Origin of the sequence: Geoglobus acetivorans (assembly GCF_000789255.1) — an archaeon.
GTDB classification, from domain to species: Archaea; Halobacteriota; Archaeoglobi; order Archaeoglobales; family Archaeoglobaceae; genus Geoglobus; species Geoglobus acetivorans_B.
In genome coordinates this window covers 1,562,327-1,581,756 of the sequence record NZ_CP009552.1, presented here as the reverse complement: position 1 = coordinate 1,581,756, position 19,430 = coordinate 1,562,327, and the positions used below count along the sequence as shown (strand labels likewise).

23 protein-coding genes are annotated in these 19,430 nt (G+C 46.5%); 12 read left to right on the top strand and 11 right to left on the bottom strand.

All coding sequences use genetic code 11. The features are described 5' to 3' along the window. The 5 genes from nikR to GACE_RS09340 form a co-directional block, all read right to left on the bottom strand. Complete coding sequence (nikR, locus tag GACE_RS09360; protein ID WP_048092972.1) at positions 1 to 414, bottom strand: nickel-responsive transcriptional regulator NikR; 414 nt, start codon at positions 412 to 414, stop codon at positions 1 to 3. A gap of 130 nt (positions 415 to 544) precedes the next feature. Further along, complete coding sequence (locus GACE_RS09355; RefSeq protein WP_048092970.1) at positions 545 to 802, bottom strand: SpoVG family protein; 258 nt, start codon at positions 800 to 802, stop codon at positions 545 to 547. Positions 803 to 804: 2 nt separating this feature from the next. Next, a complete protein-coding gene (locus GACE_RS09350) occupies positions 805 to 1,980 on the bottom strand; it encodes a (Fe-S)-binding protein (protein ID WP_048092968.1) in 1,176 nt (391 codons plus the stop codon). Beyond that, positions 1,977 to 3,212, bottom strand: coding sequence for an FAD-binding oxidoreductase (locus GACE_RS09345; RefSeq protein WP_048092967.1), 1,236 nt, complete (start codon positions 3,210 to 3,212; stop codon positions 1,977 to 1,979). The genes GACE_RS09350 and GACE_RS09345 overlap by 4 nt, the downstream gene beginning before the upstream one ends. Before the next feature lie 44 nt (positions 3,213 to 3,256). After that, complete coding sequence (locus GACE_RS09340; RefSeq protein WP_048092965.1) at positions 3,257 to 4,063, bottom strand: DNA integrity scanning protein DisA nucleotide-binding domain protein; 807 nt, start codon at positions 4,061 to 4,063, stop codon at positions 3,257 to 3,259. Between the two features lie 205 nt (positions 4,064 to 4,268). Between GACE_RS09340 and ilvE the strand changes: the two genes are divergently transcribed. Genes ilvE through GACE_RS09320 form a run of 4 tightly spaced genes read left to right on the top strand, consistent with a single transcriptional unit; the run spans position 4,269 to position 7,353 of the window. Further along, the gene (gene ilvE, locus GACE_RS09335) at positions 4,269 to 5,147 is read left to right on the top strand and encodes a branched-chain-amino-acid transaminase (protein WP_048092964.1); all 879 of its coding nucleotides are present in this window, start codon (positions 4,269 to 4,271) and stop codon (positions 5,145 to 5,147) included. Beyond that, a complete protein-coding gene (locus tag GACE_RS09330) occupies positions 5,144 to 5,653 on the top strand; it encodes an ACT domain-containing protein (RefSeq protein WP_048092962.1) in 510 nt (169 codons plus the stop codon). Before ilvE ends, GACE_RS09330 begins: the two co-directional genes overlap by 4 nt. Continuing rightward, a complete protein-coding gene (locus tag GACE_RS09325) occupies positions 5,640 to 6,641 on the top strand; it encodes a homoserine dehydrogenase (protein WP_318249199.1) in 1,002 nt (333 codons plus the stop codon). The genes GACE_RS09330 and GACE_RS09325 overlap by 14 nt, the downstream gene beginning before the upstream one ends. Then, positions 6,619 to 7,353 carry an A24 family peptidase C-terminal domain-containing protein gene (locus GACE_RS09320; RefSeq protein ID WP_048092958.1) on the top strand — a complete coding sequence of 245 codons (735 nt, stop codon included), beginning with the start codon at positions 6,619 to 6,621 and terminating at the stop codon, positions 7,351 to 7,353. The genes GACE_RS09325 and GACE_RS09320 overlap by 23 nt, the downstream gene beginning before the upstream one ends. Here the strand turns inward: GACE_RS09320 and GACE_RS09315 are convergent. Further along, the gene (locus tag GACE_RS09315) at positions 7,345 to 8,292 is read right to left on the bottom strand and encodes an AIR synthase related protein (RefSeq protein ID WP_048092956.1); all 948 of its coding nucleotides are present in this window, start codon (positions 8,290 to 8,292) and stop codon (positions 7,345 to 7,347) included. The two genes, GACE_RS09320 and GACE_RS09315, sit on opposite strands and share 9 nt — an antisense overlap. 46 nt (positions 8,293 to 8,338) lie before the next feature. Here GACE_RS09315 and GACE_RS09310 point away from each other — a divergent pair, with 46 nt between their 5' ends. From GACE_RS09310 to tfe, 8 genes are all read left to right on the top strand, one after another. Then, positions 8,339 to 8,563, top strand: a complete 225-nt coding sequence (locus GACE_RS09310; protein ID WP_048092953.1) for a 4Fe-4S dicluster domain-containing protein — start codon at positions 8,339 to 8,341, stop codon at positions 8,561 to 8,563. A gap of 32 nt (positions 8,564 to 8,595) precedes the next feature. Next, a complete protein-coding gene (locus tag GACE_RS09305) occupies positions 8,596 to 9,240 on the top strand; it encodes a 16S rRNA methyltransferase (protein WP_048092950.1) in 645 nt (214 codons plus the stop codon). Between the two features lie 45 nt (positions 9,241 to 9,285). Further along, on the top strand, positions 9,286 to 9,750 hold the full coding sequence (locus GACE_RS09300) for a metallophosphoesterase (RefSeq protein ID WP_048092947.1): 465 nt from the start codon (positions 9,286 to 9,288) through the stop codon (positions 9,748 to 9,750). A 189-nt stretch (positions 9,751 to 9,939) separates the two neighbouring features. Then, the gene (locus GACE_RS09295) at positions 9,940 to 10,719 is read left to right on the top strand and encodes an ABC transporter ATP-binding protein (RefSeq protein ID WP_318249198.1); all 780 of its coding nucleotides are present in this window, start codon (positions 9,940 to 9,942) and stop codon (positions 10,717 to 10,719) included. Then, a complete protein-coding gene (locus GACE_RS09290; protein WP_048092944.1) occupies positions 10,680 to 11,792 on the top strand; it encodes a SufB/SufD family protein in 1,113 nt (370 codons plus the stop codon). Before GACE_RS09295 ends, GACE_RS09290 begins: the two co-directional genes overlap by 40 nt. Next, entirely contained in the window at positions 11,789 to 12,820 is a 1,032-nt protein-coding gene (locus GACE_RS09285) for a hypothetical protein (protein ID WP_048092941.1), read from the top strand. The genes GACE_RS09290 and GACE_RS09285 overlap by 4 nt, the downstream gene beginning before the upstream one ends. 4 nt (positions 12,821 to 12,824) lie before the next feature. Then, a complete protein-coding gene (gene serS / locus GACE_RS09280; protein ID WP_048092936.1) occupies positions 12,825 to 14,183 on the top strand; it encodes a serine--tRNA ligase in 1,359 nt (452 codons plus the stop codon). Positions 14,184 to 14,334: 151 nt separating this feature from the next. Beyond that, on the top strand, positions 14,335 to 14,853 hold the full coding sequence (gene tfe / locus GACE_RS09275; protein WP_048092935.1) for a transcription factor E: 519 nt from the start codon (positions 14,335 to 14,337) through the stop codon (positions 14,851 to 14,853). On the opposite strand, the gene GACE_RS09270 is transcribed toward tfe, so the two are convergent. The 5 genes from GACE_RS09270 to coaBC are packed head-to-tail and all read right to left on the bottom strand — an operon-like array spanning position 14,846 to position 19,429. After that, a complete protein-coding gene (locus tag GACE_RS09270) occupies positions 14,846 to 16,189 on the bottom strand; it encodes an FAD-dependent oxidoreductase (RefSeq protein ID WP_048092934.1) in 1,344 nt (447 codons plus the stop codon). The two genes, tfe and GACE_RS09270, sit on opposite strands and share 8 nt — an antisense overlap. A gap of 48 nt (positions 16,190 to 16,237) precedes the next feature. Further along, on the bottom strand, positions 16,238 to 16,666 hold the full coding sequence (locus tag GACE_RS09265; protein WP_048092932.1) for an ACT domain-containing protein: 429 nt from the start codon (positions 16,664 to 16,666) through the stop codon (positions 16,238 to 16,240). Positions 16,667 to 16,700: 34 nt separating this feature from the next. Then, positions 16,701 to 17,387, bottom strand: coding sequence for a DUF7125 family protein (locus GACE_RS09260; protein ID WP_048092930.1), 687 nt, complete (start codon positions 17,385 to 17,387; stop codon positions 16,701 to 16,703). Positions 17,388 to 17,417: 30 nt separating this feature from the next. After that, the gene (locus GACE_RS09255) at positions 17,418 to 18,230 is read right to left on the bottom strand and encodes a pantoate kinase (RefSeq protein ID WP_048092928.1); all 813 of its coding nucleotides are present in this window, start codon (positions 18,228 to 18,230) and stop codon (positions 17,418 to 17,420) included. Continuing rightward, positions 18,227 to 19,429, bottom strand: a complete 1,203-nt coding sequence (coaBC, locus tag GACE_RS09250; protein ID WP_048092926.1) for a bifunctional phosphopantothenoylcysteine decarboxylase/phosphopantothenate--cysteine ligase CoaBC — start codon at positions 19,427 to 19,429, stop codon at positions 18,227 to 18,229. Before coaBC ends, GACE_RS09255 begins: the two co-directional genes overlap by 4 nt. Position 19,430 lies beyond the last annotated feature (1 nt).

The following is a 19,430-nucleotide window of genomic DNA, read 5'->3' as shown; positions in this document are numbered from 1 at the left end:
TCATTCTTTCAGGGCAGTAATCAGCTTGACGTTTATCACTCCCCTTGTTGATGAAACCCTGTCCACAAGCCGCTTTATGTCGCTCATGTCACCCCTAACCATGACCATCTCCAGGCACATTTCGTGGCTGAGGTGAATGTGGATCGAGCTGGTTATTAGTTCATGGAAGTCGTGCTGAAGAGCAACAATTGCATCGTTTATGCCCTTCACACTGTGGTTGTACAGGATGTTGACCACCCCGACAGCCTCGCCTTCCTCCCTTTCCATCCACTTGTACTCGAGGATGTAATTCCTTATGGCATCTCTTATTGCCTCACTTCTTGAAGAATATCCTCTGTTCAGGATTATTGAATCAAATTCCTCAAGCAGGTTGCGGGGCAGACTGACACCAATTCTGGTGATGTTCTCCTCCATGGGGTATAAATACCCGGAGAAATATAAAAGCTTAGCCCAGACGGAACTGTTTGCAGCAGAGAACTGAAGAAACAAAACCGAATTAAAATAAAAGCTTGATGTTTAAAAATTCCGGAAACCCCGGCACCATTCACTCAAGATTGTTGTATGCCTCCATCACGGCATTAACAATTTTGTCTCTCGCCTCTCTGCTGGTCGGGTGAAAGATGTCCTGATAGCTGCCATCCTTACCCTTCCTGCTCGGCATGCTTACCCAGAGCCCGTTTTCGCCCTCAATAACTTTCAGGCCCTTAACCACAAACTCTCCATCCAGACTTACAGATGCATAGGCCTTAACGGCCCCTTCTCCTTTCGATTTGTATATTCTAACTTCCGTTATTTCTACCAACTTCAACTCCTCCTGGTTTGCTGTTCCTTCTCCTTTTCCACGCCATTATTTAAACTTTTTGTTCTTTTATTCGCAAGCTCCACGAGATCTACAACCACAATCCGCCCCTCGCCTGTCTGATTCAGGTGAAGCTTGCAGAACGGGCAGCAGGACACAATATACTCTGCTCCTGTTTCAAGAGCCTCCTCGATTCTTCTCTCCCCAATATCGTTTGCAAGGTCTTTGAACTGTGATTTGACTCCACCCCCTGCCCCACAGCACAGCGCATTCTCTCTGTTGTGTTCCATCTCAACAATTTCAAGCCCCATCTCCTGCAAAACCAGTCTTGGCACCTCGTAAACGCCCATGTGCCTGCCAAGATGGCACGGATCGTGATAGGTGACCTTCTCGTCTTTCTTTTCAAACACGACCTTTCCTGCCATTACAAGGTCATGTATTAACTGAGAGGTGTGCATGACCTCAAAGTCCCATTCATATCCGAGTTCTTCAGCTATTTTCGGATAATCTCTTTTCAGAGTTCTGTAACATCCCGAACATGTGGCAAGTATCCTTTTAACGCCTCTCTTCTTCCATTCCTCGTAGTTTTTCCTGAAAAACTCGTAAGCAAGCTCTCTCTGACCGGTTCTCAAAAAGGGCGAACCGCAGCAGTATTCATCCTCTCCAGCATACGTAAAATCAACATTCATTTTAAAGAGAAACTCCACAGTATTTTCTGCAAGTTCATGCATTCTGTAGCTTGCGGTACAGCCTGCAAAGTAGATGGTGTCAGATTTATCTTTAAAGCTGTATTTTGAGGCCCATCTGGCTCGCTCTCCCCTTTCCTCACCGTATGGATTCCAGTTCTTTTCGGCCACATCTCTGAGCTTTTTGTGAACCGGCAGTGGAGCTTTTCCAGCTTTAACAAACTCGGCTCTTGCCATCTCCAGCACATCCACGAGAGGAATGGATGTTTGACATACTGTCTCGCAGGCCCCACAGGTGGTGCATCTGTAAAAATCCTCAACAGCAGTGCTGTCAGGATCAATCTCCCCTTTCAGCACCCCTCTGAGCAGGTAGATCCTTCCCCTCGGCGAAACGCTCTCCCACTTTATCGCCTGATATGCGGGACAGACTCTGCAGTAATGGCACTGAACGCAGACAAAAGCCTCATCCTCTATGAGTCTGCCTGTGATTTTCACGAAAACACCTCCGCAAGGGTCATAATGAGGGGCATGTATCCTTCAGGAAAAACCTTTAAAGGGTTGAGGAGATTTTCAGGGTCTATTTTCTTCTTGTACCTCCTCAATTCGTCAAACAATGCGTAGATCACAGGGGATTCTTTGCTGAGGTAAAGACCCGAAGAGTAGCTTTTTCCACCTAGTTTTTTCGCTATTTTCAGCGCCCTGATACTGAGCCTCCATTTCAGAGCATATCCTGTTTTCCTCTCGTCGTAAGGCAGGAACGAGAGGACAGAGCACATGCCATTGTTCAGGAACCACACCTCACTCCCCGCACCGAACCCGGATATTTTTGAAAGGTATTCCCCAAGTCTGTTTTCTGGTATAATCACCTCAGCAGGAATTATTCCCGGCCCAAGCCTTTTAATCCTCATCGGGTAAAATCTGGTTTCCCATATCTCCTCGCCGAGGGCTTCATCGCCATCCATGCTTTCGGTCGTGGCTATGATGAGAGTATCTTTTTCAGGAATCTGCTCATCGAAAACCTGATTTTTCATTTTCACGTACTCTCTGTTGAGAAATAAAGCTGAATAATGGTCTCCCGAATGGACGAGCTTTGCGGCCCTGCCGGCATCCACGTGAAAAGCATAGTATCTGAGATCTTCCAGATCCTTAACCTTCACCCACGCTTTTGTGATTATGCCGGTTGTTCCTTCAAGCCCGGCGTAGAACTCTACTTTCTCAGTCTCCCTTATCCCTTCAAAGTCCGCAACTCTCAGCCTTTCAACGTTTTCGGCTATGCTGCCGTATCTCAGGCTTCCCACGCCATATCCGTTCTGGGCAATCCACCCCCCAACCGTAGATGATGGGGCACTTGTGGGGTAAACTCTGAGGGTGAGGCCTTTTCTGTTCAGCCTCTCCTCAACATCCCACCACACGGCACCGGGCTCAGCAATGAGAAGTTTTTTTTCCTCGTCAATCTCAAACCCATCCATTCTCGAGAAATCAACAACATAGCCACCTTTAACCGGAATTACCCCACCGTATCCCGATGTTGCAGAGCCTCTCGGGATCGCCGGTTTTTTACTGGTTTTTGACAGCTTTAAGATCTCAGCGACGTCTTCTTCATGCTCTGGTTGAAAAATTCCATCAGCTTTTCTATAGAATCTTGAAACCAATGGTGGAGCGGAGATGTCGTGGGAGTAAAGATATCTCTCAACATAATCGTCCCTGTAGGGAATATTCCTGAGCATATTTCATTCTCGGCTGATAAAATTAAAAGTATTGTGTGGGTTTGCTACATCATTGAAACCGGTATTTCAATGACAGCTTCCCCATCCTTGAAGATTGTTATATCTCCTCCACTGCCTGACACGACAATCGCTATGCTTTTTGTGGATTTGGTTATTGACGCACAGGCAATGTGCCTTCCACCGAGACCGTATTTCAGAGATATCTCGCCTTCAATATCGAGATACCTTCCAGCAGAAAGGATTATTCCGTTCGAGTCGAGAACGAACACTCCATCAAGCTGAGCAAACTCCATAATACTCTCCCAGTTGTCTGGATTTTTGACGTCCCTTTTTTCAGGAGGGTGGCCCTCGTAGGGGTTGATGACAATCTGCCTCGACCTCCTCAGGACATTTTCAGGGTCCCCTATGACGAATGCCGTGCCGATTTTCTTTCCTTCCCTGCCCTTGAATGCAATTGTGAGCGCAACACCAAGAGCAGACCTCAGCGCCTCAGGATGTACGTATTCCGAGCATTCTTTCAATATTCTGCTCAGCTTGCTCTCCCCATCTATAACAAATGCTCCCTTGAGGTTTGGAAGATACACACAGACTATGGCCTTCGAGTCGTAGCCCCTCGCCTCAAGATATGCCTCAACGAATTCAGATATTCCGGGAATCGTCATTATGCTTTCCGTCAGGCCACAGGAACTTGTAACTGCAAATGTGTTTTTAACCGCCTCTATATAGCTTCTTGGAGCCTTTATAACCTCAATATCGTCGAATTCAATGTCTGCATCAGAAACAAGTATGACTTTGCCTATCTCATATTTTCTGGCAAGGTCTCTCACAAAATCAATGAGGAGATTTAACATGGTAATTTATTGTTTGCAAGACATTAATATATTGCGATTACAGGGATGCCGGAACAATAAAGACCTGGCGACATTATCCAGAATGCCCCTGTCAAATTATCTGCTTGGCCCTTCGTTTAGAGCCTATTGAAATCCACAGAAATACCGTGTCTCTGGATTCGAAAGATTTATTTGATACATACTGACAAGGTTGGCGGGGGGTAGCATGAGCGAGTTGCTCGTTTACATGAATGGAGAATTTGTCCCGGAAAGTCAGGCAAAGGTGAGTGTATTTGATCACGGTTTCCTGTATGGGGACGGAGTTTTTGAGGGAATAAGAGCGTATAACGGAAAGGTTTTCAAGCTCTATGAGCATATTGACCGGCTTTACGACTGTGCGAGAGTCATTGATTTAAAAATTCCTCTGAGCAAGGAGGAGTTTGCCGAGGCAATTCTCGAAACGCTGAGAAGGAACAATTTGAGAGATGCGTACATAAGGCCGATCGTGACGAGAGGTGCCGGAGACCTCGGTCTGGATCCGAGAAAATGTCCCAGCCCGAACGTGATAATTATAACAAAACCCTGGGGAAAGCTTTACGGAGATTTGTATGAGAAGGGCCTGAAAGCCATTACAGTGGCGATAAGAAGAAATGCAATCGATTCGCTGCCACCAAACATCAAGTCCCTGAACTATCTGAACAACATCCTTGCCAAGATCGAAGCAAACGCCAAGGGTGGAGACGAGGCCATATTCCTTGACCACAACGGATACATCTCAGAGGGGAGCGGGGACAACATCTTCATCGTTAAGAACGGCACGATTACAACTCCTCCAACCCTGAATAACCTGAAGGGCATAACAAGACAGGTCGTGATAGAACTAATAAATGAGCTGGAAATTCCTTTCAGAGAGGCAAATATCGGACTGTTTGACCTGTATTCGGCTGACGAGATTTTCGTCACCGGTACTGCTGCGGAAATAGCTCCCGTAACATATATAGATGGCAGGACTGTTGGTAACGGTAAGCCAGGAAAAGTTACTAAAATGCTGATGGAAAAGTTCAGGGAGAGAACAGAAAACGAGGGGGTTGAAATATACAGATGATTGTAACACTGGTCGTCGAGCTGGAAGATAAGCCCGGACAGCTCTTGAGAGTTATTGAGCCGATTTCCCGGCTTGGTGGCAATATAATCAGCATAGTCCATGACAGGCACAGAATTTCGCCGCTCAAACGAATACCGGTGGAATTCGTGATCGACATTGACTCTGACAGGTTCGACGAGGTTATTGGCAGAATTAGAGAGTCGGGAATATACATCAGAAGCTTCAACGAAGTGAGGCTGAAGGCTACTGCAAGCGTTTTGCTGATCGGACATATAATTCACACCGACCTGAGCGACACGGTGAACAGAATAGATGAGTCAGGGTTTGCAGAGGTCGTGGAGATGCACATAACGATGCCGAAACTGAACGCCCCATCGACAGCCCTTATCACCATTTCAGCGAGAGGCAAGAAAGAGCTGAAGGAAGCAATACAGATTCTCAAGGAAATATGTTCGGACAAAAATATCACGGTTATAGAACCTTTAAACGAGGATGCGTATGATTAGGGTGGCGATTTTTGGCTTCGGAAACGTGGGAAGAGGCGTTGCAAGGGCGCTGACAAACAACAGAGAGCTTATCGAGAAAAAGATAGGCAAATTCGAAGTTGTCGCCATAGCTGATTCAAAAAGCTCGATTCATGGAGATATTGATCTGAAATATGCCGTGGAATACAAACTCAGACATGGAAGGCTGCCCGGAGATATGAAAGCTGATGAGCTTATGGAAAATGTGGAATTTGACCTTCTGATTGATACGACACCAACAGACGTGTTTACGGGAGAGCCGGGATTAAGCTACATCAAACAGGCTCTCAGCATGGGGAGGGATGTGATAACCTCAAGTAAAGGCCCCCTTGTTGTGGCATTTAGAGAGCTGTTCAGGCTTGCCGAGAAGAACGGAGCAAGAATGGGCTATGAGGCGACCGTGGGGGGAGCGATGCCCGTTGTGAAGCTCATAAAGAGAGAGCTTGCAGGCAACCAGATTTTCAGGTTGAGGGGAATTCTTAACGGCACGACCAATTACATACTCTCCAGAATGGAGAGGGAAAAAATGCCATATTCTCAGATTCTGAGCGAAGCGCAGGAACTGGGAATTGCCGAGGCAAACCCCGAGTATGATGTAAAGGGCTACGATGCAGGAGCGAAGCTCGTTATTCTTGCAAACACAGCCTTTTCCTTCGATGCAAAGTTCAGCAGTGTGAGGATTGTGGGTATAGAGGACATAACCCCCGAGGCCTTTGAGGTCGCGGGCGAAAAAGGATACACCATACGGCTTGTTGCAGAGGCGGACAGCAGGGGCAAACTCGAGGTCTCGCCAAGACTCATTAAGGTAACCAACCCTCTTGCAATATACGGAACGTTGAACGCCCTGCTCGTGGAGACAGATCTCGCTGGAGAAGTCTTTGTTATCGGAAAGGGCGCAGGAGACAGGGAAACAGCAAGCGCAATAATCTCCGACATGGTAGATATCTATGGAAGGGATAACGGCCATTAAATTTCTCACAGGCCTTGCGATACTAATTTACGCAAGCAGGCTGGACTGGAAAAGCAGAATAATTCCCAACAGGGTATGGAAGGTCTTTCTCGCTGCACTCTTGCCATTTGTGTTCCTGGAGCTTGTACTTTATCCGCATCTCAGATTCGAACTCTATCTTGCCATTTTTCAGGCAGTTTTCGTCATTCTTATATCATACGTTTTCTACTGCCTCGGATTTTACGGCGGTGCAGATGCGAAAGCCCTGATGGTTATCTCGGTTGCATTCCCGTTCTACCCATCATTCTCCGTGTTTCCAGTCCTGATGAAAGGCTTTTCCTTTGCGTTCTCAACCCTTGCCAATGCAGTCATATTTGCTCCCCTGTTCGTTGTCTATTTCCTTATCCGGAACCTTCTGAAGGAAGGAGCGAGGGGATTCAGGAAATACCCTTTCTATTACTTCATAGGGAAAAGGGTGGATGCGGAATCCATTCCCGAGCATCACGCCCTGCTGGAATTTGTGAATGACAAAGGGGAGTTCACGAGAGTTAAAAGAGGAGTGGAACCCGACAGTGCGATGATCAAAGCCCTCAAAAAAGCAAAGAGAGAAGGAAAGGTCGAAAAAGTCTGGGTCACTCCGCAAATACCGTTTATAATTTTTATCACAGTCGGCTACGTTATCGCCTTCTTTCTGGGAGACGTCCTCACTTACCTGATCACCCGGCTACTTTAAGCCGAAGATGCTTTCATTTCTAAAATCGAAGAAAATGGCTTCATCCACTCCATCTCTCAACTTCAGCTCATGTGAGTCATCAACCCTGCCAATAACCTCAGCACATAGCCCGTGATTCCTGAACACCTCAAGAACCCGGTCAGGATTCCCGGCAGAAACAACAAAACCGCAGGCAGGATATGTTTTAAGCCACTGAATCAGCGAGATGTTTTCAGGGAGGGGCAGTCTCCTCAGGTCAATGTAACCTCCTTTACCGCTTGACTCCAGCATCATTGCCACGGTGCCCAAAATTCCGGCATTGCTTATGTCTTTCCCGGCATTGACAAGTTTTTTTTCTGCAAGCTCAACCATAGATTCCAGCTGGTGTATCAGAACTTTGCCCGGTTTGTTCGTGGAGTCGAAATTCAGAGGAAGCAGTCTGTGAGGGCTGCCATCAACATCAACGGCCGCAATAATGTAATCCCCATCTCTTGCTCCGTTTGATCTGATTATCATTCCTTTCCTCGCAATCCCGAGCATCGCAACATCCACAGAATTCTCATTTGCATCCGGATGAACATGTCCCTTCACGACCCTCACGCCAAACTTTTCCACAGCATCCTTCATTCCCCTTTTAATTTCAAGCAGGCTTTTTTCATCTCTCGCCGAAACGACGTTCACCGCCATCACCGGCCTGGCACCCATTGCGTAGATGTCGTGGATGTTCACGAGTATTGAAACAAAACCCCCCCAGTAAAGGTCTGCTTCCAGTACCCTGTGCCAGATTCCGTCGGCGGTGATCACCACATCATAATCTCCAAGCTCAAAGTACCCTGCATCCTCTCCAAAGAAATCTGATGTGAGATCCCTGAAAAGTCCAGCATGCCTTTTTCTGATTATGCCCGGAAAGTTTTTCAGCTCACCAATCATCTGCAGGAGGTCGGTTTTGTTATTGTCCATCAAAACCAGAACCTGTTTTTAATCAAATAGCTTTTTCGGAGGAGTTATGTTCAAAGTGGAATTCGATGCGAGGAGATGCGGTGGCGCTGGGGAGTGTATTGATGTGTGTGATCAGGGCGTCTGGGAGTGGAGAATGGTCGAGTTCAACTTCCTTGGAAGGAAATTCAAAAAGCCGATGCCATTCCCGGTAAATCAGGAGAAATGCATTGGATGCAGGAAATGTGAGAAAATCTGCCCGACAAAATGCGTCAGTATTGTGAGGGAAGCGTAAAATTTCAATACGACTATTTCAAAACGTCATTCATGAGGTTTATTTTTGTAGAGGCATCTCTTGAAACAATACCTGAAGAGATCTCCAACCACCCCGCAATCATGCGTGACGCCAAAAGGAGAAAAAAGAGTCCCGAAACTATGATTCTTGATGACTCCAGACATCATCAGGCCATGAAAAACATTGAAAATCGAGAAAAAAGGGGCAGGCCAGACATAATTCACCAGTGTCTGCTGGCGGTGCTGGATTCCGCACTTAAACCGGAAATCTATATCCATACACTCAAAGGCGAGGTCATCATGGTGAATTGCAGGACGAGAATTCCCAGAAACTACAACCGGTTTGTGGGTTTGATGGAAGACCTGTTCAGGAAAAAAACGATTTCCTCAGGAGATGAGATTCTTCTGAGTTTTACAGACCTCTCTCTGCCAGAACTCCTCACCGAAAATACTGTGGTCCTGAGAGAAGGCCATGACCGGAAAGCGTTGCTTGAGAGGGGGGTCAAAAATATAACAGTTTGTATTGGGGCATTCCCTCATGGCGAATTCGAAAAAGAGACCCTCAAAATCTTCGAACGTGCAGAAGCGAGATTTGCCGGATTTGGCGATACGCCCAAAACGAGTCTTTACGCCACATACAAGGCGATCTGCATGCTTGAATCTGCATGCGGTCTCTGAGCTAGGAGGATAAACCTTATTATTTCTCCAAAGAGTATTGAGAACATGAAGTTCGTCGCCTTTTCAGACACCCACGACAGCATTGACGCCATAAATGACCTGATTTCGGAAATAAAAAATGAAAAGGTCGACTTTTTTGTACACGCTGGAGATGTGATCTCTCCATTCGCATTGAGAAGGTTTTCAGAGATTGAAAAACTGTACATTGCTTTTGGAAACAACGACGGTGACAGGAGCAAGCTGACAGAAATCGCACTGGAAATGGGATGGGTTTCGGGAGAGGTTGTTTATGCAGAGGGCATTGCAGTCTATCACGGCACTAATCCGGGCTTGCTGAAGATTCTGGAGAAGAAATACGATATCGTGGTTACCGGCCACACGCACGAGGCCAGGATAGTCAGAGATGGCAGCAAACTTGTAATAAACCCCGGAGAGTCCTGCGGATATCTGACAGGTAAAAGAAGCTATGCGATATACGAGGATGGGGTTGTTAGTATAGTGGAATTTTAAAAATTTTTGATTTGAAGCCCGGATTTTTCTTTTCCATTTACTGCATGCTTTCATTAATCTGAGATGCTAAAAGTATAACACTGTTAAATAAAAAATATGACCGGATTTGAGCAAATTTTCGACACTTCTGCAACCTATTTATATGACCTGAGGGAATAAACAACTTCTGACACAAAAAAGGTGATGCTCATGGACAAGGATATGCTTAGAGTCGTCAATCTTGGCGTAAAGGTCGGAGAGAGAAAAGTTCTGACGAACATAAATTTGTACATCAAGAGGGGCGAAACGCTGGCGCTTTTTGGGCCCAATGGCAGCGGAAAATCCACACTGATGAACACGCTGATAGGAAATCCGAACTACCGTGTGTTCGACGGCAGAATCGTGTTCAAAGGCAGGGATATAACCGAAAAAGACACGGATTACAGGGCAAATCTCGGGATGGGCATAGCTTTTCAAACCCCTCCGGCGATAAATGGAGTCAAGCTGATTGATGTTCTGAAAAAGATTGCCGAGAAAAGAGGAATTCCAGAGGAGAGAATTTATGAGTATGCAGAATACCTGAACATGAGCGATTTTCTGGATAGAGACATAAACAGAGGTTTTTCAGGAGGGGAGGTGAAAAGGAGCGAACTGCTCCAGCTACTTGTGATGGATCCTGACTTTATAATGCTTGATGAACCTGACAGCGGCGTGGATATAGAGAATGTTGCTCTCGTAGGAGAGGCAATAAGAAAGCTCCTGCAGAGAGAAGTTCCAAAAGAAGAACGGAGAAAATCCGGGATTATAATCACCCACACGGGCAACATTCTCGATTATGTCGATGCGGATTACGGTGTAATTCTGTACAGAGGCAAGCTCGCCTGCATCGGCAATCCGTATGAAATCCTCGATGATGTCAGGAAATACGGGTATGAGGGGTGTGTGAAAAAATGTCTGAGAGAATTTCAGAACTTGAATCAGACCAAGTAAAAAGGAGACTGGAGAGCGTTGGGATAGAGCTTGAAAGTGACAGAAGGAGCGCAACATTTGTTCAGATCGATCAGGAGAGCGTGATCTCCAGGAGCTTTTTTGAGGGCGTTGAGATAATGAGCATAAAAAACGCCCTGGAAAAGTATGACTGGCTGAGAGACTATTTCTGGAAAGCTGTTAAGAAGGATCAGGACGACTATACAAGAGAAGCCGATTCTCCCGACGTTAATGGTTACTTTATCCGGGCCAAAAAAGGAGTCAGAGTCCAGTTTCCTGTAGAAGCCTGCCTCTACCTGAGGACACAGGGACACAAACAGAAAGTGCACAACATAATCATAGCAGAGGAGGGGAGTGAGCTCAACATAATTTCCGGCTGCACTTCCCACCCGGGAGTTGCCGCCGGATTGCACATCGGAATATCGGAATTCTTCGTTAAAAAGGACGCCAGACTTACATTCACAATGATACACAGCTGGGAAAGCGACATAGAGGTGAGACCAAGAAGTGCTGCAATTGTCGAGGAAAACGGCACGTTCATAAGCAACTACGTCCTCATGAATCCTGTCAGGCTCGTTCAGATGTATCCCACGGCATTTCTGAATGGCAGGAACTCAAGAGCAATTTTCAGCAGCATTGTCGTTGGGCTTGAAGGTTCCATTGTGGATATTGGAAGCAGAGCCGTGCTGAACGGTGAAAACAGCAGTGCAGAGATTATTTCAAGAGCTATCAGCAGAGGAGGGAGGATTGTCGCGAGGGGAAGTCTTGTCGGTAATGCTCCGGAGGTAAAGGGACACCTTGAATGCAAGGGACTCATGCTCTCTCAGAACGGAAGCATTGTTGCGATCCCCGAACTTGAGGCAAAATATCCTGATGTGGAGCTGAGTCACGAGGCAGCAATAGGAAAAATTGCCGAGGAGGAGATTTACTATCTCATGGCGAGGGGATTTTCGAGAGATGAAGCCACATCTGCCATTATACGGGGGTTCCTTGACCTCGAGATTAAGGACATTCCAGAGATGCTGAAAGCGGAAATCGACAAGGCTATAAGTCTGGTCGAAAAAGACCTTTTATGAATTGGAGAATCCTTTCACTTATTTTTCTCACAGCACTCGTTCTTGCCTGTACAACTCAGACTGATGCAGATATAAGAAAAAATTACGATGGTGCCCTGAAAACCTTCAACGCATTCCGAAACACCGATCTCAATCCTGAACTGAAGATTGTTGATACTGAATGGGTAATAGAAAAATGGGGAAGCTATGACCAAAAAGATGAGGTTTTTTACAAGGCAATGATGCTCCTTCCAGCAAACTACAGCTTCAAAAAAGCCAAAGAACATGATCTGTCGAGTTTTGTTGCATTCACCTGGGAAGGAAAGATATACGTCGTGAAGGACAACTTTAACGAGGAAACTTTCAGGAGGACCGTTTACCATGAACTTGAACACCTCTATCAGGAAAGGTTCAACATAACTTCCGATGGAACTTTCGACGGTGAAAAGGCAAAAGCTTCAACCATTGAGGGAGATGCAAAGTTAATTTCCAGGGTGCTTGCCGGAGAAAACTACACAAAGGAATCCCTGAGCGAGATTGATGAAGAAAACGCATATTTCCTGCTCGGCTATGCGCCCTACCTCTTTGGGTACAACCTGGCCATCGAGGTGTTTAACAGAACAAACGACACCGTTTCTCTGTTAAAACGTCCGCCAACCACAATGGAACAGGTGATTCATCCTGAGAAGTACTTCGCAGGAGAGGGTTTCGAGAGAGTTTCCATTGGAGACAACCAGAACAGGCTCGGGGAGCTATTCATGCTGTTTTTCCTCGGGGCTCACACCGACGATTCCATAGCGTGGGTTGCGGCAGAAGGCTGGAACGGGGATGCGTACACCCTGAATGACACTGGCTGGCAGTGGAAGATATCATTCGACAGCAGAAAAGATGCGGTAGAGTTTTATTATGCAGTTAACAACATGCTAAAAATACTCGGAAACTTTGAGGATGGCCAATACACCATAGAAGGGAAATATCTGCCGCAAAAAATAAAGGTTGAGCTGGACGGAAATTATGTAACCCTGACATCACACTTCCTGGAGGTATGAAACGATGTGGAGCATACTCAGAGCGTTGAGAGAGGCCCCGGAGGTCCTCATCGAATCTCAGAAGAAAAGAGGCGAGAGTATCGAGATCATCGGGGAAGCAATTGCCCTTGACAGAAAATGGAGGGAAGAGCTTTACAGGCTGAATCAGCTCAGAAGAGAAAGAAACCAGCTCTCTGCCAAGGTAAAGAAGGCACAGGGAGAGGAGAAGAGAAAGCTCATTGAAGAGGCGAAAAAATTATCCGAGCTTGTAAAAAAAGGCGAGGAGGAGCTTAAGAGAATTGAAGATGAGCTTGACAGGGTTCTGCTTTCAATACCGAACATGGTTCACGAGTCAGTTCCCGTTGGAGAGGATGACACCGAAAATGTTCCCGTAAAATTCTGGGGAAAGGCGAGAGTTTTCAGGGAACATCTCGACGCTTTCCTCCAGCAGAGTGAAGGCAAGGCAGAGTATGAGGTTATAGACACACCGGTCGTAGGGCATGCCGATGCTGTGGAGCAGTTCGGCTGGGCAGATATTGAGAGGGCAGCCAAGGTTGCCGGTTCACGCTTTTTCTATCTGCTTGACGACCTTGTCTGGCTTGATCTCGCTCTGATCACGTACGCAATCGATTTCCTGAAAAAGAAAGGCTTTACGATCGTCAATCCCCCGTACATGATGAATTCAAAAGCCTATTCTGGCGTAACCGCCTTCAGTGACTTTGAAGAGGTGCTTTACAAGATTGAAGATGAGGACCTGTACCTCATCGCCACCTCCGAACACCCCATTGCAGGAATGCACATGAACGAAACTCTTGGGGAGGATGAGCTGCCCTTGCTTTACGCCGGAGTCTCACCCTGCTTCAGGAAAGAAGCCGGAGCTCACGGAAAGGATACGAAAGGGATATTCAGAGTCCATCAGTTCCACAAGGTGGAGCAGTTCATATACTGCCTTCCAGAAGAAAGCTGGGACTGGCACGATAAGCTCCTTGAAAACGTTGAGGCAATCTGGCAGGGTCTTGGCATACCCTACAGGATAGTGAACATCTGCACTGGTGATCTGGGCATAGTCGCTGCCAAAAAATACGATCTCGAGGCCTGGATGCCGGCTCAGGGCAAGTACAGGGAGATGGTATCATGTTCAAACTGCACGGACTGGCAGAGCTACAGGCTGAACATAAGGTTTGCAGAGAAGAGAGGAATGCCATCAAAGGGTTTTGTCCACACTCTGAACTCCACGGCAATAGCCACAACCAGAGCGATAACGGCAATAATCGAGAACTTCCAGCTTGAAGATGGAAGAGTTGAAATACCAAAGGTGCTGAGAAAATATCTCGAACCGATCGAAAGCGCCCCCAAAGACTTCATAGAGCCGAAAAGGAAATAATCCTCTACTTTTTTCGTATTAAGAAGCTTCCAGGCAGTTTGAAGAGTCGAAACCTGAACAGGAAGAACCTGCAATCACCACTTTCGAACCTCGAACCAGTACAATTCATCCACCGCAAAATTAAATAATGTTGAGGACAAATTAAACATACGTGGAGACACAGATAAGTGAGCTGGATGAACTTCTTGTAGAGCTGATTGAAAGGGTTGCAGGGGAGCTGGGAGTCATAATCTATTCTCTTGGGATTGAGGGTGAATTCACAGACGAACAGTTATCTCAGGAGCTTGGAGTTGAAATAAACGACGTTAGAAGAGTTCTGTTTGCCCTGTATGAAATCGGACTTGCAACTTACAGGAGAACAAGAGACGAAGAAACGGGCTGGATGGAGTATTACTGGAAAATCAGCTACGACAGAGAAAGAGACGTGCTGAGAAAGGAACTGGAAAAAACAAGAGAAAAACTTGAGGCAAAACTCGAGATTGAAGACGGGAGCGTTTATTACATCTGCGTGAACGGCTGTGTGAAGGTCAGCTATGAGGAGGCCATGGAATTCGGGTTTTCATGCCCGAAATGCGGGGACATGCTCGAATTCCTGGACAGTTCTGGAGCAATAGAGCAGATAAGAGAAGAGCTTGAAAAAATAAACAGACTCATCGGATTGCTCAGTTGATTCCCAGTTTCCTGAACATATTTCTTGCGGCAAGAACTAGAGGATCCCACACCGGAGATTTGGGAGGATAGAACGGGAAATCTGCAAAGAAAAAGTCTTCAACAGTGGCTTTTTTGTATAGGAGTGCGGAAGCCCCATAGATTCTCTTGGAGACCCCTTTACCAATGGCCTGGACTCCAAGAACCCTGTGCGTCTTCGCATCCGCAACCATCTTGAGTGTTATGTTCCCCTCTCCAGGTATGTACTTTGCCCTGCTTCTCGTGGTGATGGTAACAGAGACAGCATCGTAACCATGCCTTACCGCCTCCTTTTCACTCAAACCCGCTTTCCCTATCTCAAGGTCGTAGAATGAAGTGATCTGGCTTTTCATCGCTCCCGGAAATCTCATGCGGATTCCAGCAATATTTGAGCCAGCAACATAACCCATTTTGTTCGCAGGAGCTGCCAGAGGTATCCAGTCCGGTTTTCCGGTAATGATGTTGGTCGTCTCTGCACAGTCTCCAACAGCATAAACGTTGTCCTTGCTTGTCTCCATGTACTCGTTAGTCTTTATTGCGCCACTCTGCCCCATTTCGATGCCATACTCAAGAGCGAGCTTTACATTTGGTTCGACGCCTATGGCGAGTATGACCAGGTCCGCCCGATATTCGTCTGCGCTTGTAACCACCTTCTCGACTCTCCCGCTCCCGCTGATTTCCAGAACCCTCTCTCCGAGTCTCAGGTTGACCTTCTGGCGCATCTCCCCCAGAAGAATGTCAGAAATTTCGTGATCGTAACCCGGCATTGGGTGAGATTCCTGCTCTATCACCGTAATTCGTTTCTTCCTCGAGAGGGCGTCTGCCACCTCAACACCAATGTACCCGCTTCCAATTATCACAATGTTGTCGTACCTTGACGCTATTTCTCTTATGATTGGCGCCCTTTCTATGCCACTCACGCAGAGAACGCCATCCAGCTCCATGCACCTGACATTCAGTCTCTTTGCCTTTGCCCCGGTTGCAAAAACGAGCCTGTCCCATTCGTATTCCTGTACTTTCCCCCTTTCAAGGACCTCTACCCTACCGTCTTCCACTTTAACAACCTCTGAATTGAGGTGCACATTAATTCCTCTTTTTTCCCTGAAGAAGTTCACATCGTAGGCACACAGTTCCGAAACTGATTCCACCATTCCAGACAGGTAAAAAGGTATCCCACACGGAGCGTGACTGACATAGGATGTTTTTTCAAAAACGTCCACTCTCCAGTCTGGCCTCAATCTTTTAATTCTCGAGGCTGCAGCCATTCCTCCGGCTCCACCGCCAATAATCGCAACCTTTACGTCTTCTTCGGGAATCATTCAACTGTCATGATTTATATGTATTTATAAACTTAACGAAAAGTGAAATTAATCTATCCTGCCCTTAAAGAGCACCCCTTCTTGCTCCAGGACCTTTATGGCGTTTTCGATGTCATCCACCCTCAGAATTATCAGTGCTTTATGCTTTTCTGATGTGAATGCGTAGACGTATTCTATGTTAACACCCGCATCCCCAAGCGCTTTCGCTATCCTGTAAAGACTCCCCGGTTCATCAGCCACCTCAACCGCAAGGACTTCCGTCAGCGAGACGGTGAATCCTGCCTCCCTTAACACCCTGTAAGCGAGGTCTGTGTTATCCACCACCATTCTGATGATTCCAAAATCTCCTGCCTCAGCAATTGTGAATGCCCTTATGTTAATGTTATTCTGAAAAAGCTTCCCGGTTATTGTTGCGAGCTTTCCGGGCTTATTTTCTGCAAAAACTGAAAGCTGTTTTATTATCCTCTCCTCCCTCATAGAAAGGGATACGTGGAGAAAAATAAAAGCTTTGTCATGCGATGTCCTTGGATGTGTCTATCTGCACTCCCTCACTGATGTAGTATCTGAACGTCTCGTCTATCGGCTTCATCTTTCTCATCTTTGGAATTCCGAGCCTGTTGACCATCTTGTCTCCGGCCTTTTCCGAGTCGATGTCGAAAACCACGTCAGAGAGGTTTATCACCATGTTCTCTATCTCCTTCGGATGGCTTCCCTTTATCATGTAGCAGTACGCCACAGCATTGAGGTTCTTCGTCGTGTGATAGATCTTGTTCACGAGCCACTCCTTTAATCCCGGAGGTACGTGAAGGTTGAGGAAGAACGAGAGATTGTCGAAAATTATGGCACATTCATCAGTATCGATCGACGACAGCTTTTCGTCGATGAAATCAAAAATATCCCTGTCTCTGTACTGATCCTCGACAATAAATCCTCCCGTATCGGAAAGATAGTAACGGCTGTAAACGTCGATAAAATTCACATTTCCTACTTCAAGAGCCAAACTCTCCATATCCTCGAGTATGAACTTGGGTAATCTTGATGTTGTGAAGTAATACGAAACTGTGCTGCTTGCAAACTGATAAAGAAAGGCTTCAGGCATGCTTATGGGGTTTGCATAAACGCAGACCATAGAGCCAGCTGGGACGCCTCCACCAAGTCTTTTATCCAGCAGTGTTATTCCGGTGGAAAGAATTTTCACACAGCTATTTTCAACCACAAAGAATATAAATTAAACGGATAGGCCGCATGAGGCAATTCTGGCCGTAAAAGTTTCACCCCGAAATTCTTCAAGAACTCCCGCATCATTCATCGCAAAAACTGTCTTTCCGAGCATGACCATGCCAGCCTTTCCTCCTGCACTCTCCACCGCCTCAATTGCGTCAATCACATCCCCATCTGCAAGCCCGCTCTCCACTGCAAACTTTTTTGATAGCTCGAAAACACTATCCATCAGTGGCTTCTTCAAAAATTCTTTCAGAAGCTCCTTTCCGAGCCTGTTGATGTTCCTTCTCTTTACCTCATCAGAGAGTATATCTCTCGTGGGGAGCGTTCCCATGACAAGGAATTTAACGTCTGCTCTCTGGAGGTATCTCACCACCTTCGCCCTTGACGGGCAGCCCGGACTTATCCTCACAACGATGCCGCCATGACTCTGGGTTACGACATCCCCGAGGCCTGTTAGATTAACCACCTCTGCCTCATGTGCAAGATCTGCAAGCTCAAGAAACGAATGGTCCAGATTGTTTTCCATGCTGATTTCTATGGCTGTTGCCAGAGCGCTGGCACCACTGACTCCGAATCCAGATGAAATAGGGACATCTGAAAAAAGTTCCACACCACGTCCACCAAGTTTTTCAAGGACGTAGCTGACCGTCGGAAAGTCCACCTTCACGCCATTCAGATAAACTCCTTCCCTTTCCGAAATCGCTGCGGTTACTCCCTTGTCTATCGTGAATCCCACACCGTAAGATCCGGTATTCTCCGGAGAATCCAAAATTTTTGATGAAAAAAATGCGGTGATGCTTGCGGAAACAAACGTCATAAGCAGTCCTGAACGAAGTACTCGACAATTCTCTCCGCCACTTCCTGTTTTCTGCCCTCAAGCCAAACCTTTCTGTCAGGAGTTATGACGAGAACTCTGGTATCCTCTGTTCCCATGCCCCTCTCAAGAACATCGTTGGCGACTATCATTTCTGCCCTGTCGGTTTTCATCTTGTCTATGGCGATTCTCTCAAGTTCCTCGTCATCAATACCCGTTTCAGCTTTGAAAGCTATGACTTTTCCATCGAAGACCTTCCTTACCTCTCTCAAAACCTTGGGAGCTATTTCCAATTCGAGAATGAGCTTCTCATCGGATTTGATTTTGCTCTCCTTTCTTGGCGCGGTAAAGTCAGCTGCTGCTGCTGCGGATACAAAAACGTCTGCATCTTCAATGGCCTTCAGACTCTCTGAAAGCATATCTCTCACCGAGACAACCTTTCTCACCGTAAAGTCAGGTAAATTAAATTCAGGAGGCCTGGATGTGATCAGATCAACCTTTGCTCCCCTTCTCCAGAATTCGAGGGCAATCTCATATCCAAACTTTCCGCTGCTCCTGTTGGTAATGTATCTTATTGGATCAAGAAACTCCATTGTCGGGCCTGAAGTGACCACAACCTTCATGCCCTCAAGATCTTTTCTGTGAAGCTTCCGTTCAACCTGAAGACATATTTTTTCGATTTCGGCAAACTTTGCCTTGCCCTCCTCGTATTTCGGCTCCACGAATTCAATCCCCATTTTTTTGAGTTTTTCAATTGCCTTTCTGACAGAAGGGTGATTCATCATCGTCTCATGCATTGCCGGAGCAATCATGACTGGCTTTCCGGTCCCTATCGCTGTTGTAGCCATTGTGGTTACGGGGGTGTCATCAATTCCCGCCGCTATTTTTGCGATCGTGTTTGCTGTTGCTGGAGCTATTAGAAAAAGATCTGCAGTTCCTCCCTCTCCGAAAAATTCGACATGTTCTATCCTGCCCGTAATCTCCGTTATAACTCTGTTATCGGTTGCGAATTCCATAGCGTACGGGTGTATTATGTTTTTAGCGGCCTCACTCATCACTGCATGGACTTCTGCTCCCCTCCTGACAAGCTCTCTCGCAAGCTTGACAGCCTCGATTGCGGCAATGCTTCCAGTAACTCCAAGAACAATCTTTTTACCTGTCAGTTTTCCGTTTTTACTCCCCTTTATTCTTTCGAGATGCATA

Coding starts and splice junctions, on each gene's coding strand:
- nikR (WP_048092972.1), bottom strand. CDS start 414: ATGGAGGAGAACATCACCAGAATTGGTGTCAGTCTGCCCCGCAACCTG.
- GACE_RS09345 (WP_048092967.1), bottom strand. CDS start 3,212: ATGCTCAGGAATATTCCCTACAGGGACGATTATGTTGAGAGATATCTT.
- GACE_RS09340 (WP_048092965.1), bottom strand. CDS start 4,063: ATGTTAAATCTCCTCATTGATTTTGTGAGAGACCTTGCCAGAAAATAT.
- ilvE (WP_048092964.1), top strand. CDS start 4,269: ATGAGCGAGTTGCTCGTTTACATGAATGGAGAATTTGTCCCGGAAAGT.
- GACE_RS09330 (WP_048092962.1), top strand. CDS start 5,144: ATGATTGTAACACTGGTCGTCGAGCTGGAAGATAAGCCCGGACAGCTC.
- GACE_RS09325 (WP_318249199.1), top strand. CDS start 5,640: ATGCGTATGATTAGGGTGGCGATTTTTGGCTTCGGAAACGTGGGAAGA.
- GACE_RS09320 (WP_048092958.1), top strand. CDS start 6,619: ATGGAAGGGATAACGGCCATTAAATTTCTCACAGGCCTTGCGATACTA.
- GACE_RS09315 (WP_048092956.1), bottom strand. CDS start 8,292: ATGGACAATAACAAAACCGACCTCCTGCAGATGATTGGTGAGCTGAAA.
- GACE_RS09310 (WP_048092953.1), top strand. CDS start 8,339: ATGTTCAAAGTGGAATTCGATGCGAGGAGATGCGGTGGCGCTGGGGAG.
- GACE_RS09305 (WP_048092950.1), top strand. CDS start 8,596: ATGAGGTTTATTTTTGTAGAGGCATCTCTTGAAACAATACCTGAAGAG.
- GACE_RS09300 (WP_048092947.1), top strand. CDS start 9,286: ATGAAGTTCGTCGCCTTTTCAGACACCCACGACAGCATTGACGCCATA.
- GACE_RS09295 (WP_318249198.1), top strand. CDS start 9,940: ATGGACAAGGATATGCTTAGAGTCGTCAATCTTGGCGTAAAGGTCGGA.
- GACE_RS09290 (WP_048092944.1), top strand. CDS start 10,680: ATGTCTGAGAGAATTTCAGAACTTGAATCAGACCAAGTAAAAAGGAGA.
- GACE_RS09285 (WP_048092941.1), top strand. CDS start 11,789: ATGAATTGGAGAATCCTTTCACTTATTTTTCTCACAGCACTCGTTCTT.
- serS (WP_048092936.1), top strand. CDS start 12,825: ATGTGGAGCATACTCAGAGCGTTGAGAGAGGCCCCGGAGGTCCTCATC.
- GACE_RS09270 (WP_048092934.1), bottom strand. CDS start 16,189: ATGATTCCCGAAGAAGACGTAAAGGTTGCGATTATTGGCGGTGGAGCC.
- GACE_RS09265 (WP_048092932.1), bottom strand. CDS start 16,666: ATGAGGGAGGAGAGGATAATAAAACAGCTTTCAGTTTTTGCAGAAAAT.
- GACE_RS09255 (WP_048092928.1), bottom strand. CDS start 18,230: ATGACGTTTGTTTCCGCAAGCATCACCGCATTTTTTTCATCAAAAATT.
- coaBC (WP_048092926.1), bottom strand. CDS start 19,429: ATGCATCTCGAAAGAATAAAGGGGAGTAAAAACGGAAAACTGACAGGT.